The sequence below is a fragment of the Lachnoclostridium phytofermentans genome, assembly GCF_000733755.1.
Lineage (GTDB): Bacteria > Bacillota > Clostridia > Lachnospirales > Lachnospiraceae > Lachnoclostridium > Lachnoclostridium phytofermentans_A.
Map to the genome: position 1 here is coordinate 171187 of NZ_JPOF01000007.1, position 17504 is coordinate 188690.

Consider the following 17504-nt stretch of genomic DNA (forward strand, 5'->3'; position numbering starts at 1 on the left):
CTATTCTACCGTGATTATTACAATTTCAGATTTACTGCCTAGCCTTAATGGGTATCCCCATGCACCTATACCAGAAGATACAATCGCTTTGTAGTCTCCAATTTCTTTTAATCCATAATTTATTTCGTTGATCTGAAATAATTTTGCAATTGTACCTGTTGGCCATATCTGACCACCGTGAGTATGTCCAGAAAGCTGTAAGTCAACTCCAAGCGAGGCTGCAGTTTCAGTCTCTAGTGGTTGGTGATCTAACAGTATCATATATTTATTTGTATCCAATGGTTCAAGTAGTTGAGCTATTGTTTTTCTGTTTGAATTTTGAAAAAAGCTTACATCGCTTCGACCAATGAGATAAAAACTATGATTAATTAAGACACTTTCATCATCTAAAACTGTGACATTATTCTTTGTTAAGTTACTAATAATATCTTCTTTTGAAAAACTGGCAAGTGGCCTACGAATATTAACATCATGATTACCGAACACATAATAGGTTCCAAAAGTGCTTGATAAGGTGCTAAATGCTTCACAAGCAAGCTCCATACTTTCCTTACTTGTACTCTCATCGAAAATATCACCTAGGAGCAAAATGATATCTGGATTCTTTTCGTTGATTTGGGTACAATATTCCTCTAATTTCTTTATATTCATAGTGGTATCCATATGCAGGTCAGTGATTACTGCGATTGTTAACTGATTGCTTTGTAAGTCCTTTTCCGTATGCAATGCATATTCTTTCGTTACAACATGAATCGCATTGTAATAACTAAAGATAAGTAAACATATGGTGATAAGAAAGGCAAGTATTCCACTGGAATAGATGCGACTCCACAGGTTCTTTTGAGTGTCTTTCCTTAGGACGCGACGAAGAAGTAAGTGAAGAATATCACTGATTACAAAGGCATAGATCAAAAAAAGAGTTATGATCAAAGCGGATGCGGATACTGAAAAAGTAAGGACTAAGCATAGTGCGACCAAAAATATCGCTAATAAATTTGGAAGCCAAGCTGGATGAGTAAAACAACGAATCCAACTTAGGTTCTTAAAATGAATATATAAATATGCGATTGATAGCAGCATAATAAGGATTAATAATATTATAAAGAAATAATACATTCACACGTCTCCCAGCTATAATTTATCTAATGCTTTAGTGTACCATGTATTGAGAAATAGTATCAAGTGATTTAGCACTAGCTTAAAAAAATTTATAATTATTTTATATAATGTTTTGAAATTCCATAAATTGTTATTTGAATTTTATTTGTATCATAAAAAGTTATAAGATATAATAATTAGAAAAAGGAGGGATAATATGTACCGAAAAAGAATTGTTTGCGGAATTGTTGTGCTAATTGTTCTAATTGGAAGTATCATCTATTTACGTGTATCGGAAGCTCGCGGTTTAAATCAAAATGATGATAACCATGTGGAAGGCAACAGTATCATCCTAACTCCTACGGAAATACCATTTGATGACGAGGCTGTTCCTATTTCGCCCAGGTAAGAATTTCCAACAATATAATGTTGATTATCTATTCTTTCCATGGTATTATATGTACGACTATGAAAACGTCTTAGTAACATAAAGACATTGATAGAGGCGCAATAATTATGAGTACCCCATCTGTATTCAGGCTTTGGATGCTGGGAAAGGAATTGTTGCCGAAGTGGTCTACACTGCCTGTGAGTAAAGACTGCTGGTCTGGTGCAGAATATGTATCAGATTGTCACATGATATAAAAACAAGTGAAGAAAAGAATCTTTGCTTGTATGTGGAGCGCTATCATTACTGAAATAATTGCATGTACGGAATGTTTCCGTTATTTACTTCCTTATGTAGAATTTTAGTCATGAAGCAGCGCTAAGACTGTTTCATGGCTATTTTTTATTAAGGAGGACATTATGATATACATTAAGAGAAGATGGTATAGTTTCTTTATTGCCCTATTTGCAGTAATGATGCTTTTTGCACCGATCACCTGTAAGGCAGAAGAAGATACTAACTTTGGCTCAGTTAACGAGGCAGAGGAATACATCTTAGAGCAAGAGGAGATAGCAGGTACTGCAAGCGAAAACATAGAGCAAGCAGAGCTTTATATCAAAGAACAAACAATTCCAATGTATGCTACAATTTGGGCTTTGGTACCACCAATTGTCGCAATTGCGCTGGCATTAATAACGAAGGAGGTTTACATCTCGTTATTCATTGGTATCTTGACAGGTGCATTATTCTATGCAAACTTTAATTTAGAAAAGATGATTAACACTGTCTTTGTATCAGGTGTTATCAGTAAGTTGTCCGATTCCTATAATGTTGGAATCTTAATCTTCCTTGTTATCCTAGGTATCATGGTATCACTGATGAATAAAGTTGGTGGTAGTGCTGCGTATGGCAAATGGGCTAGTCAGAAAATTAAGTCAAGAAGAGGTGCTATGTTATCGACTTTCGGTCTTGGAGCATTAATTTTTGTGGATGATTATTTTAACTGTTTGACGGTTGGTAGCGTTATGAGACCAGTAACTGATAAGTTTAAGATCAGTAGAGCGAGACTTGCTTACATTATCGATGCAACAGCAGCTCCTATCTGTATTATTGCACCGATTTCCTCTTGGGCAGCAGCAGTAACTGGTGTTGTTGAGGGGACTGATGGATTTGCTTTATTTTTAAAATCGATACCATATAATTTCTATGCGCTTTTGACCATTGTAATGGTAGTGGCTATGGCAATCATGCAGTTTGACTTTGGGCCAATGAGAAAGCATGAGGAAAATGCACTGAAAGGTGATCTATTTACCACAGATAGCCGTCCATTTGAAGAGGGAGAAATAGTATCCAATGGAAAAGGAAAGGTAATCGATCTTATTCTTCCAGTTATTGTTTTAATCATTTGCTGTGTAGGCGGAATGGTTTACACAGGTGGTTTTTTTCATGGAGAAGCTTCATTTATAGAAGCTTTTGCAAATTGTGATGCTTCTTTAAGTTTAGTGTATGGATCTTTCCTTGCTCTTGTGATTACGTTCTTTTTCTATATTCCTAGAAAGGTATTAACATTAAAAGAATTTGCAGAATCTTTTAGTGAAGGTTTTAAAGCTATGGTTCCTGCAATTTTAATCTTAATATTTGCATGGACATTAAGTGGAATGACTCGTATGCTAGGAGCAGATGTTTTTGTGGCAAATATAGTTCAAAATAGTGCCGAAGCATTACAATTATTCTTGCCAGCGATAATCTTTGCAATATCCGTTGGTCTAGCATTTGCAACCGGTACTTCTTGGGGAACTTTTGGTATTCTTTTACCAATCGTAGTTGCGATACTTGATCCAAGTAGTGAGATGCTCATTATTTCAATTTCTGCTTGCTTAGCAGGTGCTGTTTGTGGGGATCATATCTCACCTATTTCAGATACTACAATTATGGCATCAACAGGAGCTCAGTGTGACCATATAAATCATGTTTCTACACAGCTTCCTTATGCGTTAATCGTAGCAGCGGTAAGCATGGTTTCTTATATCATCGCTGCATTTGTTCAAAATGTTTGGATTGCGCTTCCAATAGCGATTGCAATCATGTTATTAGTTATTTTCGTACTAAAAGCAAAGTACGGTAAAGATGAGGGAATAGAATAAATTTAAATAAAATATAACAGAAATGAGTTTTGTAGGATACTCCTGCTTTCATTAGAGCTAACTAGAATAAAAACTAGATGCTGGATTGTTAGAAAGCAGGGGTATTTTTTGTTATTCATGACAAGGAAATTTTCGTGAATCGTGCTTTTTCTTCTTTTCTACATGTAGATTAATATAGTGCAAGTAAGCAAGCAAGTAAGTATAAATTAAGTAATTAAGTAAGTGATAAGAAGTATGAAATTGATTTATGTTTACAAAATTCTGGAAATAGTCTACTATAATAATAGTGCTTAAGGCAATCACGACAGGATTACTGTAGTCTAGTTTGTCATACACGAGAGTGTCTTTAAATAAATTAATGGAGTGAGTTTATGAATAGATTTTTAGTGATAGTTTCTGTTATAGTTGCCATCTACGGAGTTTACAACATCATAAGACCAATTTTTATAAGGAAGAAGTTACGAGATGGATATCAGATTATGTTTTTAGCTTCCAAATCGGTTTATTACTTTATCATTGTCTTTGAGTTGGTCTCTATCATGATGATTATCGCATATATTTATGAAAATCACATGGTATATATTTTGCTTGCTAGCCTATGTTTTACCAGTGGATGTACAGAACTTTCTAAAAGCTATATTATATTTTTAAAAGAAGGTTGGTATATCAATGGAACTTACTTTACATTAGAAGAAGTTATGAACCATGGAGAATTATATATTTTACCTCATTTGAATTTTAGAAGTATTTTTAAGGTAGCAACAAAAAATAAGAAAGCCTATGGATATGTCTGCAAAAAGAAAGAAAGTATAATAAGTAGTAGAATCAAGTCAATAGGAATAAAAAAAACTTAATTATGAAGTAACCTAATCTTTATGAAGTAATCTAATTTTTATGAAGCAACGTAATCTTTATGAAGCGACGTAATCTTTATGAAGTAACGTAATCTTTATGAAGCAACCTAATTTTTAAGTTACCTTATCTTACTATTGATTAATAATAGAAACCTTGTTATCATAGAAATATTGACGTCAAAAAGAAAATAGAAGAAATTACATAACGAGGAAATTATGTTTAAATTTGAAAACAAAGAAAAAAACTACTTATTATTACAAGAGAAGAAATTATATCAGGCATTTTTATATCTTGCACTACCAGTAATGGCTGCAAATCTACTAAAATCAGTACACGATTTAGTCGATACCTACTTTATAGGGCAGTTAGAAAACTCGGTTGCTGCACAAGCGGGGATTTCTCTTACTTGGCCATTGCTTAATATTTTTCTTTCTTTAAGCGTTGGATTAGCTGTTGCTGGAGTTGCTATTATTAGCCAATTTCTAGGTGCTAAGGATAAAGAGTCTGCGAGAGAGTATTCTGGATTGTTATTTATTCTTAGTATAGGGATAGGTCTAGTTGTGAATGTATTACTGTTTATATTCTCTCCGATGGTTCTTCGGTTAATGGGGGCAAAAGGAGGTGTCTATGACTCGGGTCTAATATACCTTCAAGTACGTTCTTTTGAAATGGTATTTCTTATGTTATTCACCGCTTTTCAGTCTATGAGACAGGCAAGAGGTGATACAGTATCACCGGTTATCTTCTCTGTTATTTCCATTCTTATTAATATTGTACTTACTGCATTATTTACCAGTGTATATAAAATGGGAGTCTTTGGCGCAGCAATTGCGACATTAATCGGACAAGTAGCAATTGCACCAGCCTTACTATATATGATGTTTCGAAAGTCAGATGAGCTCTCCATTGAAAGAAAGCACCTTAGAATAAAAAGGGGTAGCATGAAAAAATTGATTCTGATTGCTATGCCTTCTGCAGCTAGTCAGGCGTTAAGTTCATTAGGATTTTTAATTTTACAAGCTGTAATCCTAAAATATGGCGATGTAGTGTCAGCAGCATTTAGCTTAGGAAACAAGGTATCGAATCTATTATTAATACCGATTATGGCAATCGGTTCTATCTTAGCAGCTTTTGTCGGTCAGAACATTGGTGCAAAAAACAAAGAGAGGGCAAGAAAGTCTTATCATGCCAGCAGAAATATAGCCTTGATTCTATCCGTTGTTGGATGCCTTATCATCTTTCCGTTCCGAGCTCAGATGTTAAGTTTATTGACTAATGATGCGGATACACTGAAAATTGCGTTGGAATATATGATATGGGTGCTGTTAACTCAACCATTGATGGCACTTTTTCAAAATTATATGGGTGTTTTTAATGGCTCAGGTAATACAAAGTATTCTTTTATTATCGCGTCAGTAAGGCTTTGGATGATACGTTTACCTCTAATTTTTTTCTTTAAGTATTTTACAGATTTAGGTCGAAGTGGAATCTGGTATGCAATGGTGATTAGCAATATTGTAATATTAATGTTGGCACAGGTTTTATTTCGTAAAGTTGATTTTGAGAGAAAAGTATGATAATCATATAAATATTAATAAGGGGCTGTGAAAAAAGCACCTAACTAGAAAAGAGGATTTTTAATTCACGTTAGTGAGTTAAAAATCCTCTTTTTGTGGTAAAATTTATCTGCAATGAAAAATCAAACCACAACTTATTCTAAATCAAAACAAGGCATTTTGCCAATGTTTATTTCAGATTTTCTTGATATTTGTGATCCGGTTTTGACATTTGACGAATTCATGGAGGGAATTGACTTAGCTAAGTATCTGAGAAACATACCAGAACATGAAACTGGGCGCATCAGATATAATCCCGTCAACATGCTGAAAACGGTGCTTTTTGGATTTATGACCCAGGGCTACATGTCACTAAGAGAACTGGAAGATAACTGCAGAGTAAATATCAGATTCATGTATTTAATTGATAACGAAAGACCTTCCTACAGGACTTTTTCCTATTTCATCAATGATGTTTTAGGTGACTCCATTGAAGATATTTTCAACGATATCAATAAAAAGATTTTTGAACAGGAAAATGTAGACCTCAACCACCTTTACATAGACGGTTCAAAATTTGAAGCAAATGCGAATAAGTACAGCTGGGTATGGAAAAAAGCTACTGAGAAATCCAGATACCGACTGTTTGAAAAGATAACTGCCCTTTTTCATGAAATCAATACAGACCTTGAATGGTCAGGGCTTAAAATAGAAGCAAACGTAGAGTATGCACCTGAACAGCTACGTGAAATAGCTGATCAGTATGCCAAGGTTTGGAACGTTGATAGATCCGATTTTGTTTATGGAAAGGGACATCGAAAAACCTGTCAGCAGAGGCAGTATGAGAAGCTTTTAGAGTATGCCTCAAAGCTGGAGGAATACATAGAAAAGGTGAATATCTGTGGCCCTGCACGTAACAGTTATTCCAAAACAGATCATTCCGCCACATTTATGAGGATAAAAACGGATTACATGGGAAATGATCAGTTACTTCCGGCATACAATGTACAGGTTGGGGTAGCTGATGAATATATAGCAGTTGTTGACGTTAACCAGTATCGTTCAGACATGGACTGTTTTGTACCACTCATGGAGCAATTCAAAAAGACATATGGATTTTACCCGAAATATCCAACTGCGGATGCCGGATATGGTTCATATAATAACTATATTTACTGTGAACAGCATGATATGGAAAAATACATGAAATTCACTATGTTCAAGAAGGAAACCGAAGATAAAAAATACCATAATGATCCGTTCAGAGCTGTCAATTTCAGATTTAATTCGGAAGGATACATGATATGTCCAAATGAAAAGAGATTTATTTTTTCTCACCGAAGAGCAGTACGTGGAAATGAATACGGACGTCAGGAAGAAATCTATGTCTGCGAAGACTGCAGCAACTGTCCATATACAGCTCAATGCAAGAAAACAGAGAATAATCGTACTATAAGAATCAATCAAGAACTGACAGCGATGCATCAGGAAGTGATTGAAAATCTTGAAAGTATACATGGTGCACTTTTAAGAATGAATCGATCCATTCAAGCAGAAGGAACATTTGGAATCATGAAAAATGATCGAAACTATAAAAGAATTGTCAGAAGAGGAATCAATTCTGTACGATTAGAGATTTTTTTAGTTTCTATCGGACAAAATCTATATAAATATCATAATAAAAAGATGCGACTTCAAAAATCAGCATAAAATCCAAAATGCTGATTCTATGGGGTAGGGGGATTTATGCTCTTTTTTAGAGTGTTGATTTAGATTAAAAACAACTAGAGACGTCGGTTAAACCGACGTCTCTGTGTTAGGGGCTTTTTTCACAGCCCCTTTTTATGTACTATTCTGTAGTAGAGAATGGCAAACGGCTTCTCAGAATAAAACCCAATAAATACCATTATTTCATTTGTATTATAGATGAAAAAGCATTATAATTGAAGTGATTTATTGCATATTATTTATTAAAATAGGTATTTATGGATTATTAAATGATACCGAGTTTATTATATAAATTAGTTATCACAATAAGAAGCATCCAGTATCTTTATAATACGAATTTTTATGAGTGCTGACCAATTTGGTAAGTAAGGTTCAGTTTTCGGAGTAGTGTAATCGAAAGACGGTAGATATAGGAGTATAATATAAAAATTTGACATATAGGTGGAAAAGTTTGATTCTGGCTGTGCTACTACCTAAAGTGCTGATGTATGTAGAACCGAAATTAAGAAGTACGCATTCTTACCTGAATCCGACCATCCTTCTTATATTGTTTATCATGATAACCTTAGCTTTCAGTTACTATTTGATCAAACGAAATATCGCTACGGTACCTACCTGCAAAAAAGTGAAAGCACCTAGAAAGGCATACTCGCTGATGCCAGTGGTTTTTGTAGTCTTTGCCCTTAACGATATCATAGCACCAGCTGCCCTTCAACAAATGAGTAGCTTTCGAAGCATTTCTTTCTACCGGATTGGCATCCTCCTTTCCGCTTTATATTACTTTGTCACATCAATTTTAGTACATATTTTTGAGCAGAGTAAGTTGTTGGTTCCAACGGTATGGATGGCGTTTATTTCCGTTTGTATTGTAATTCTTTTTTTTATCCTATCACCCTTTTTCTTTAAAATGCTGTACTCAGGGGAATGGATAGATGACGCCTATCGTGAGGATGTCAGTCAATGCTCACGACTTGAAGCAAAGCTAAAGGATTATAAGCTGACCCCTGCTGAAATAGAGGTGTGTAGTCTTCTTCTTGACGGATACACTCTTAGACAGATTTCAGGAATGCAATCTAGAGCATATGCGACCATCAATACTTATTGTACCTCCATCTATCGAAAACTTAATATCAACAGCCGGACAGAGCTTCTTATACTCCTACAGGAGTATAAGTAATAACGAATGGCTGCAAAAATCCCCTCTCATTAGTTCTAATGAGAGGGGATTTTGCTTATATCACGTAAAATACTGAAGTGACACCAGATTTGGAGGGAAAGCAAAGCAACTCCCCCTCATTGGTAAGATGACCATACTGAAATAATTATAAGGAGAGAGGACTATGAAAAAGATATTAATTGGCTTATTGGCTTTTGTGGTGGTATTTTCACTTACTGGATGCGGTGCTAGAGAAAAATTAGAGAAAAAAGCGGAAGAGGAATTTACGGAAAAGATACTGGAGGAAGCCGGTGCTGGAGACGTTGACGTCGACGGAGAGAAGATTACCATTAAGGGAGAAAGTGGTGAGGAAGTTACCTTTGGGGGTGGCGAATGGCCTACGTCGGAGCTGGCGAAAAGTATAGCGGATTAAACGACGTGGGTATTGGTGTTTCTATTGTATACGCAGATGAAGTGATGACGATTACAGTATTTGCATCCCAGCAGGAATGATTTACTAGGAATATTTGAAGTATGCAGCAAAACAAAATTGTGTACTTAATTCCATGGGCGAATAAGTCATACAATTATTATAAAAAGGCAGGTCGAAACCTGCCTTTTTCCGTGAGAAAAGATTGCATGAGAGCTGATGGTAGAGAGAATATCTATATATTAACATTAGTAGATCTTGGATTAAAAAAATGAGGACTAGCAGTTCCAAGATGTGATAAAAAGGTATATATTTTAAAGCGAAATAATGACTATCTAAGTTTTTCGCCGCAGTGAGGACAGAAGAGTAAATCGCTGTTCTGGCCTTTGCGTGTATCGAGTAGATGATTGCACTTTGGACATCTCCAATGCTTTATAAGTAAAATTAATGAAGTTACAATCAGGATTAATCCAATGCTAGCAACAATGTAGAAGAGATTAAGATTAACCCTCATAAAAATGATACTTAAATAGCTTACAACTATACCTAAAATAAGTAATCGAATGATTTTTCCTCTCTTTTCAAATATATTCATATAAATTTACTCCTTCCATTTAGATTAGGTGTTTGCTAAATGCCGCAACGCGTATAATACTGGATATTTTTCCTTACAAAATAAATAACTCCTCACTGTTTTATGGTGATATTTAAGTACGAATAAAAGTAATAATCACACACCAAGAAAGGAGTTGATCTTATATGATACCATACAAACAGCTATTTCAATATTGACAAGAAAAATTACACTTTTCTGCAATGGAAAGTCATAATAATCTTTGCTTTTGATAATATGAATTATAGTTCTAAAATAGTTTAAATATTACCTAATAAGTATAAATATTAAAGAGTCATTATATCACTAATGTAATTATATGACAAATAATTATTACAAGCAAGGTGAATCATATTATTGGGGATATGAAGTAAAGCGCTTATATATTGCGGCAACATTAACCGATACATTCCATGATTAAAAAATAAACCTCCTTCAAAAAGCAGTATATTTGAAGGAAATTTTTCATCACCGACAAAACAGCGAGAGAAAGGTGAAATAAATTTAAATATCTATATGCAGCAGGAGCTAATTGTGGCGCCTGCTGTTCTTACCTTTGAATTCAGCTACCCTATTGCTAGGAGACATTTTGATCTTATGATGATTTCTTTTATATAGCCAGGGAATTATTGTAAAATCAAAAACATTACGATATAATTATGATAAGACTTACGTATTATTCTTATTATGTATTATTTATTGAAAGAGTATAGAAGAATATAGGGAAGGCCGACGCAAGTTTTAAATTATATCTTAGGGGGGATTTCATGAGGTTATTGAAAAGAGGAATGATTCGTTTTATCCTGATTGTAATGCTTTTAACAGCATGTAAGAAAACAGAAAAAGAGCGCACTAGCGAGGAGGTATCATTTCCAACCGGTATGGATATAGTAACGGATCAACCTACACAAACAGTGTCACCATTACCAACAAAAACGGGTGTTCCTACAAAACCACCATCACCAACCAAAGTAGTGATTCCCACCAAAACTCCAACACAAATCATGGAAATGCTTACCTTTGACGTTCAACCAATCAACGTTCCACAAGATATGGAAGTACCTTACATGACGAAGGAGGAATTTCCAAGATTAGATGGTTCTACAGCAAATATACCATTAGGGGAAGCTTTATATTGTTACATAACGAACGCAACCATAGAAGAAGCCAAGGAAAATTTAAAATTTTATAAAACACCCCAGTCATATCGTAATTTAATCTATGAATCCTCGGATATTCTTATCGTATACGAACCACCCCAGAGTATATTAAAAGAAATACAAAGGTACGATACGGAATTGGAATTTAAGCCTCTAGGCAGGGATGCATTGGTGTTTCTTGGAAATGAATCAAATCCCGTAACGAATCTAACAAAAGAACAAATTACGGATATTTATACAGGAGTAACTACGAATTGGAAAGAACTAGATGGTGTAGAGAAAGAGATTCTAGCTTTTCAGCGTCCAGAGTCTTCTGGAAGTCAAACATTAATGGAGAAATTAGCGGTATCTTCTGATAAAATTATGAGAGGACCAACCGTAGTAAGCCCTGAAGAGATGGGCTCTTTAGTAGATGCAATTGCACAATACAATAATGAAAGCAATGCAATTGGATATTCTGTTTACTACTATGCTAAGAATATGTATCAAAAACCAGGAATTAAATTTTTCGCCATTGATGGTGTTTTGCCAACGAATGAAACAATCCAAAGTGGTGAGTATCCGTATGTAAATGATTTCTATGTAGTGATTCGTAAAAGTGAACCGAAAGATTCCAAAGCACGTTTACTTTATGAATGGCTAACTTCATTAGAGGCTCAGAAATTAGTAGCCAAAGCAGGTTATGTGCCAGTAGTTAAGGTTGAGCAAGAAAAAGTAGAACAATCTGTGGATTCCTCCTTGCCAAAGTCAGTTTCGATTGGAGAGGATGAATTCGTGATAATACATAATTCGAATGCTCAGAAAGAACCACTTGGTGATGTATTACTAAATCACAACTTAGAAGAAGAACTGATTTTCTCTGGAAAACGAGTTGTAACAACCAATTTGCTGTGTAATAATAAAGATTTGCTAATTTTAGAGAGTATAAAGCCACAGCTTAAGCTGAAAGAGGATAGTCAGTACCAGTATGAATTGTACGATTTAGAGAGTAGGAAGTATCTTACCGACCGGAAATATGACAATATACATCAAATAGATAGTGATATCTATGTCGCTAGAGTTAGTGATGGCGAGGAAACAACCTTATCCATTTTATTCTCTAAGAAAAAACGGCTGGATTTTAAAGAAAAAAAGTATCAATACTATCAATATGTAGTTTCAAAGAGCAGATTATTTGTTTTTGATTATCAAGAAATAAAGATCTATGATAAACAAGGGATGTTGATAAATACATTACCTTTCTTAAATGATGGATATTTATCTGAAGTGCAAGGGTCAAAAAAAACTAATTATGTAGAGATATTTAATAGACAAGATGGCTCGTACTTGATAAACGAACAAGGTGATTTTATTAAGGCTGATACATTTTTAAGAAATACTGAGTGGAAATCGAAAGCTGGGGAAATCTCAGATGTTTTTCTTGATGAGAAGGGGACAATATGGGCTGCAATATATGTTGATGGTAATCTACTTGTGGTTTCAATGTCAGGAGATGTGCAATTTAAGTTTAAAGCTACCAAGGAAGATTCATGGGTATCTTTCCATTCAGGGTATATTATGTTTTCAAATAAAGAAATGAATGAATATAAAACACATTACTTCACTTGGGATGGGGAAGAGATTGGTGTAAATGAGGGAGAAGAATTTGGATTCTTAAATTACAATCTGATTGTCTGCCGTCAAAGTGGCTTTACGATGTATAGCCAAAAACAAAAAGAACATTATGATATCAATGTAAAGAATTATAGCAGAGATAACTTTTGGGGGAGTGAAAGTTATACGATTCCAGACTTGGTATCCTTTGATGCAAAAGGGAAGAATGGCGAGTTAAAAGAATATACTTTTTATAAAGGTAAACTTCTATTGAACAAACGTACTTATGCGATACGAGAATTAGATGATTACATTATTATAGGAGATACTAATTATAGCTATGTCTTTACAAAAGAAGGAAAGAAAGTGTATGAGGGGAATAAGGAAGAAATGATACGCGAACTTATCCTTGGAAAAGAATTGTATTTTTATGTAGAGCAGGGAAATTATAGGGGCATTAAGGACATAGACGGAAATTTCCTTTACAGAACCTATTCTCCAACCTTGGATGATTAGAACTTAGTTAGTATTTTGTGTAAACAATAAAATAGTGCTTGTATTGTGGTAACCTTCCGTATACAATAGGAAAGGATGGGGAGGTTGTCACAATGCCACGAAAGACTTTAGGGCATGCTTTTGCTCTATTTACGATTATAATTTGGGGAACAACTTTTATAGCAAGTAAGATGTTATTAACAGAATTTTCGCCTTTTCAAATAATGTTCATGCGTTTTCTTGTTGCTTATGTTGTTCTACTTCTTATGAATCACAAATTACATAAGATAATATGGAAAGATGAGATTATGTTTTGCCTACTTGCCATATTCGGTAGCACCTTGTATTTTATCTGTGAGAATATTGCGTTAACCTATACTTTGGCATCCAATGTCAGCATAATCATTGCATTAGCTCCGATAATAACGGCATTATTGGCTCATTTTACAACGAAGGATGAGCGGTTACACAGAGGAATCTTTCTTGGATTTTGCATTGCTTTTATTGGAGTTATTTTAGTGGTGTTTAATGGAACCGTGCTACTTAAATTAAATCCTATAGGGGATATTTTATCGTTGCTCGCAGCAGTTATGTGGGCAGTGTATTCTATATTACTAAAACGTTGTGTACATAAATACGATGGTATCTATCTGACTAGACGAGTTGTATTTTATGCAATACTTACGACCTTACCTTTAATTATGGCGGAAAACAAGATTTTTCCGTTAGAGACATTAAAGGAACCGAAACTATTTTTCAGTTTGATGCTTCTAGGAATCTTAGGGAGTGGTATTTGTTATGTTACATGGAACTACGCAACAAAATGGCTTGGTATCGTAGTTACGAATAATTATATTTATCTTAATCCGTTTGTTACAATGGTTGCAGCAGGAATACTCTTAGGAGAAACTGTGACTATTATGGGATTACTTGGAGCGGTTCTGATTATTGGTGGAATTATTGTATCCGAAAAGCTCTCAAATAAAGAAAATCAAGATGTTAAAAATTATGAGATTGGGAAGGAATTATAGGAACGTTTTGTCATGAAGGAAAATGAAAACATGGGGATAAAGGTGGAAGAAGCACAAGCGAAGGGAAGGAAAGAGTTACAATCAAAGGGGCAGGAAGAAGCACAGACTGTTACAGTTAAGCTCGAAACAAAGGATAAAGTTGAAAGTGTGGAGGAACTTAACCCAATTAAAAAGATAATAAACGATTATTTATTAATTACGTTTAGTGTTATTCTTATTATGATGGGATCTTACTACTTTAAGTTTCCAAACGATTTCACATTTGGTGGTGTTACCGGTTTATCTGTTGTAATTGGTAAACTAGAGTTAATGACACCTGGTGCTGCCAACCTAGCACTAAATATCATCTTACTATTTTTTGGATTTCTCTTTTTAGGGAGAGGGTTTGGTTTAAAAACAGTATATTCCAGTTTATTACTATCTTTTGGACTATATATTATGGAGTTTATTGATCCAGTTACAGCACCTCTTACGGATGAACCATTCTTGGAACTTATTTTTGCTGTAGCACTTCCAGCAGCCGGTGCAGCAATATTGTTCCGCATTGGTGCATCGGGTGGTGGTACTGATATCATCGCGATGATAATAAATAAGTATACGAAGATTTCTGTGGGAAAAGCTTTACTATGGTCAGACGTTTTAATAACATTAAGTGCAGTATTCGTATTGAGTTTTAAAACTTTCTTATTTTCAGTGTTAGGTATGTTTTTGAAATCCTTTGTTATTGATGATATGATTGAGAGTATGAATCAGTGTAAATATATGAATATAATTTGCACAAAACCAGATCTTATCTGCGATTATATCACGCATGATTTAAAAAGGAGTGCAACGATATGCCAAGCGGAGGGTGCATATAGTCACTCTCAAAAAAGCTTAATTTTGACTGCTATGAAGCCAGCACAGGCAAATAAATTAAGAATTTACCTTGCGAAAGTTGATCCTTCCGCATTTACTACAATTATAAAAACGAGTGAGATAATTGGAAAAGGATTTTTAAAATAAATATCTTTCCAATATTAATATGAGCGAAAGCAGTCGATTGCTTTCGCTTTTTTTTAGTAGATAGGAAATTGCAAGGCTATTTCCTATCTATTAAAAGCTCTACGAGGGATGCGCACTCACCCTATGGGGTTGGCGCGACAAAGAAACTAAAACTATAGGTAAAACAAGGAAAATAATCTGGGTATTCAGAGAGTAAAACTCTAATTATAATAATTATGGTAACTATCATAATATTAACGGAGGGTTTACATTATGAGGATTTGGAAAAAGATTGTAGCAGCTAGCTTATGTGCAGCACTAGTTTTTACGGGACTAGGTGGATCAAGATTAACTGTGAAAGCAGAGGAAGAAACGGTCAGTACATCGCAAGCTTATGTTAATGCCATGAACCCTGGATGGAATCTGGGAAATACGTTCGATGGATTCGATACTGGCGGAGACAGAGGCGAAGAGTCATGGGGGAATCCTAAGGTTACAAAGGAGTTAATCGCAACAATAAAGGAACAGGGATTTAACAGTATCAGAATACCATTTACAAGTGTTATGAGGACTGGAGAAGCACCAGACTATAAACTGGATGAAGTATTCCTTGCTAGATATGCAGAAGTTGTGAACTGGGCATTAGAGGAAGGACTTTATGTTATGATAAATCTTCATCATGATTCTTGGAACTGGGCAGCTGCAATTGGAGCAGACTGGGATGGCGGTGCATCGATAGTTCGTTACAAAGCGATATGGACTCAGCTTGCAGATTATTTTAAAGATTATCCAGACAAGCTTTGTTTTGAATCATTAAATGAGCCACAATTTTGGAGTGGAGATGAGGCAAGGCAATTAGAAATCAATGATGAAGTGAATCAAGCATTTTATGATATTGTAAGAAATTCTGGTGGTAAGAATGGAACTCGTATGTTAGTATTACCTACACTCAATACGAATGATTCTCAGAGCAGATGTGATGCCCTTTATAGTATGATGAAGGAATTAAAGGATGAAAATATCATTGCTACATTCCACTATTATGGATATTGGCCATTTAGTACTAACATAGCAGGAACAACTACTATGGATGCAACTGTAGTGAAGGAATTAGAAGCAGCATTTAACCGTGTTTACAATACGTTTACTAAGAATGGTATTGGTGTGATTTGTGGTGAGTATGGGTTACTTGGATTTGATAAGTCGTTAAATGCAATTGAACATGGTGAAGTATTAAAATACTTTGATTACATAAACTACTACTCCAATAAAACCAATATCCCGCTAATGCTTTGGGATAATGGACAGCATATGAGTCGTACGGAATATGTTTGGGGTGATCAATCTTTATATGATACGATCAAAGCTTCCTTAACAGGACGCTCTTCTTATACAGAAACAGATCGAGTATTTCTTACCGAGGACTCTTTGAACAAGAATATACTCTTAAACTTAACTCTCAATGGAAATAAGCTAAAGGAAGTATATTACGGCGACGAATTATTAACTAATGCAAAAGATTATGTTTCTACTCCGAATAAATTTATCTTAAAGTCAACATTTGTGAAGAGTATAGTTTCTGGTGAATATGGGGAAGTCGCGAAACTTCGCTTAGTATTTTCTGATGGAGCTGATTGGATGCTTTATTTAAATTACTGTAAGGCTCCAGTTGTTTTAGAAGGCAGTGGTGATAAGTCTGGTTATGTAATACCAGTTGAGTTTAATGGTAATGTACTTTCTACGTTGGAAGCAGTCAAAGAGGATGGAAGTGGTGTTGGCCCTCAAAACTGGACTAGTTATAAGGAATATGATTATGCTTTCTCAGTAGATTATAAAGCAGGAACCGTAAAGTTTACGGATAAGTTTTTTAGTGAAGCTGAGGATAGTACTGTTATTGTAACCTTACATTTCCAAAATGGTACAACAGCAAAAACCCAATTTACAATCGAAGGTGATAAGGTTACCTTTGCAAAAGATGTCAATACTGGTGTTGACGATGAGGAAACGGAAGTAACGGAACCAGAGAAAGAAGATACGGAGAAAGAAAATCCAGAAAAGGAAGAAGCTTATACTGTACAAAAGGGTGACAGCCTTTGGAAGATAGCAAAGAAACTTCTAGGAAAAGGAAGCGAATGGACTAAATTATATCAATGGAATAAAGATAGTATTAAAAATCCAGATTTCATACAGATTGGACAGAAATTAGTGGTTAAGAAGTAGTATAGGAAGGTATAGAAGTAGATTTAAGAGAAAGCAATCTTAATAAAGTGGCT

The 17504-nt window shown here is 34.8% G+C and carries 13 protein-coding genes and 1 riboswitch; of the genes, 12 read left to right on the top strand and 1 reads right to left on the bottom strand.

Annotation, left to right across the window (positions count from 1 at the left end):
- The gene (locus CC92_RS0116715) at positions 1–1116 is read right to left on the bottom strand and encodes a metallophosphoesterase (protein WP_051650581.1); all 1116 of its coding nucleotides are present in this window, start codon (positions 1114–1116) and stop codon (positions 1–3) included.
- A gap of 199 nt (positions 1117–1315) precedes the next feature.
- Between CC92_RS0116715 and CC92_RS0116720 the strand changes: the two genes are divergently transcribed.
- The 12 genes from CC92_RS0116720 (at position 1316) to CC92_RS0116780 (ending at position 17451) form a co-directional block, all read left to right on the top strand.
- Complete coding sequence (locus CC92_RS0116720; protein ID WP_029501496.1) at positions 1316–1507, top strand: hypothetical protein; 192 nt, start codon at positions 1316–1318, stop codon at positions 1505–1507.
- An 83-nt stretch (positions 1508–1590) separates the two neighbouring features.
- Positions 1591–1794, top strand: a riboswitch (Lysine riboswitch).
- Between the two features lie 327 nt (positions 1795–2121).
- Positions 2122–3630 carry a Na+/H+ antiporter NhaC family protein gene (locus CC92_RS0116725; RefSeq protein ID WP_031420495.1) on the top strand — a complete coding sequence of 503 codons (1509 nt, stop codon included), beginning with the start codon at positions 2122–2124 and terminating at the stop codon, positions 3628–3630.
- Between the two features lie 371 nt (positions 3631–4001).
- The gene (locus CC92_RS0116730; protein ID WP_029501494.1) at positions 4002–4484 is read left to right on the top strand and encodes a hypothetical protein; all 483 of its coding nucleotides are present in this window, start codon (positions 4002–4004) and stop codon (positions 4482–4484) included.
- Between the two features lie 216 nt (positions 4485–4700).
- Positions 4701–6062, top strand: a complete 1362-nt coding sequence (locus CC92_RS0116735) for an MATE family efflux transporter (protein ID WP_029501493.1) — start codon at positions 4701–4703, stop codon at positions 6060–6062.
- 114 nt (positions 6063–6176) lie between these two features.
- Positions 6177–7751, top strand: coding sequence for an IS1182 family transposase (locus tag CC92_RS0116740; protein WP_029501492.1), 1575 nt, complete (start codon positions 6177–6179; stop codon positions 7749–7751).
- Positions 7752–8220: 469 nt separating this feature from the next.
- The gene (locus tag CC92_RS0116745) at positions 8221–8946 is read left to right on the top strand and encodes a helix-turn-helix transcriptional regulator (protein WP_029501491.1); all 726 of its coding nucleotides are present in this window, start codon (positions 8221–8223) and stop codon (positions 8944–8946) included.
- Between the two features lie 163 nt (positions 8947–9109).
- Entirely contained in the window at positions 9110–9358 is a 249-nt protein-coding gene (locus CC92_RS0116750; protein ID WP_029501490.1) for a lipoprotein, read from the top strand.
- Between the two features lie 101 nt (positions 9359–9459).
- Positions 9460–9630 (top strand): hypothetical protein, encoded by a 171-nt coding sequence (locus CC92_RS22640; protein WP_156037023.1) that lies wholly within the window; start codon positions 9460–9462, stop codon positions 9628–9630.
- Positions 9631–10735: 1105 nt separating this feature from the next.
- On the top strand, positions 10736–13237 hold the full coding sequence (locus CC92_RS21860) for a PstS family phosphate ABC transporter substrate-binding protein (RefSeq protein ID WP_051650580.1): 2502 nt from the start codon (positions 10736–10738) through the stop codon (positions 13235–13237).
- Between the two features lie 92 nt (positions 13238–13329).
- Positions 13330–14247, top strand: coding sequence for a DMT family transporter (locus tag CC92_RS0116770; RefSeq protein WP_029501487.1), 918 nt, complete (start codon positions 13330–13332; stop codon positions 14245–14247).
- Between the two features lie 12 nt (positions 14248–14259).
- The gene (locus tag CC92_RS0116775; protein ID WP_242841309.1) at positions 14260–15252 is read left to right on the top strand and encodes a YitT family protein; all 993 of its coding nucleotides are present in this window, start codon (positions 14260–14262) and stop codon (positions 15250–15252) included.
- Between the two features lie 252 nt (positions 15253–15504).
- A complete protein-coding gene (locus CC92_RS0116780) occupies positions 15505–17451 on the top strand; it encodes a cellulase family glycosylhydrolase (RefSeq protein ID WP_051650579.1) in 1947 nt (648 codons plus the stop codon).
- Positions 17452–17504 lie beyond the last annotated feature (53 nt).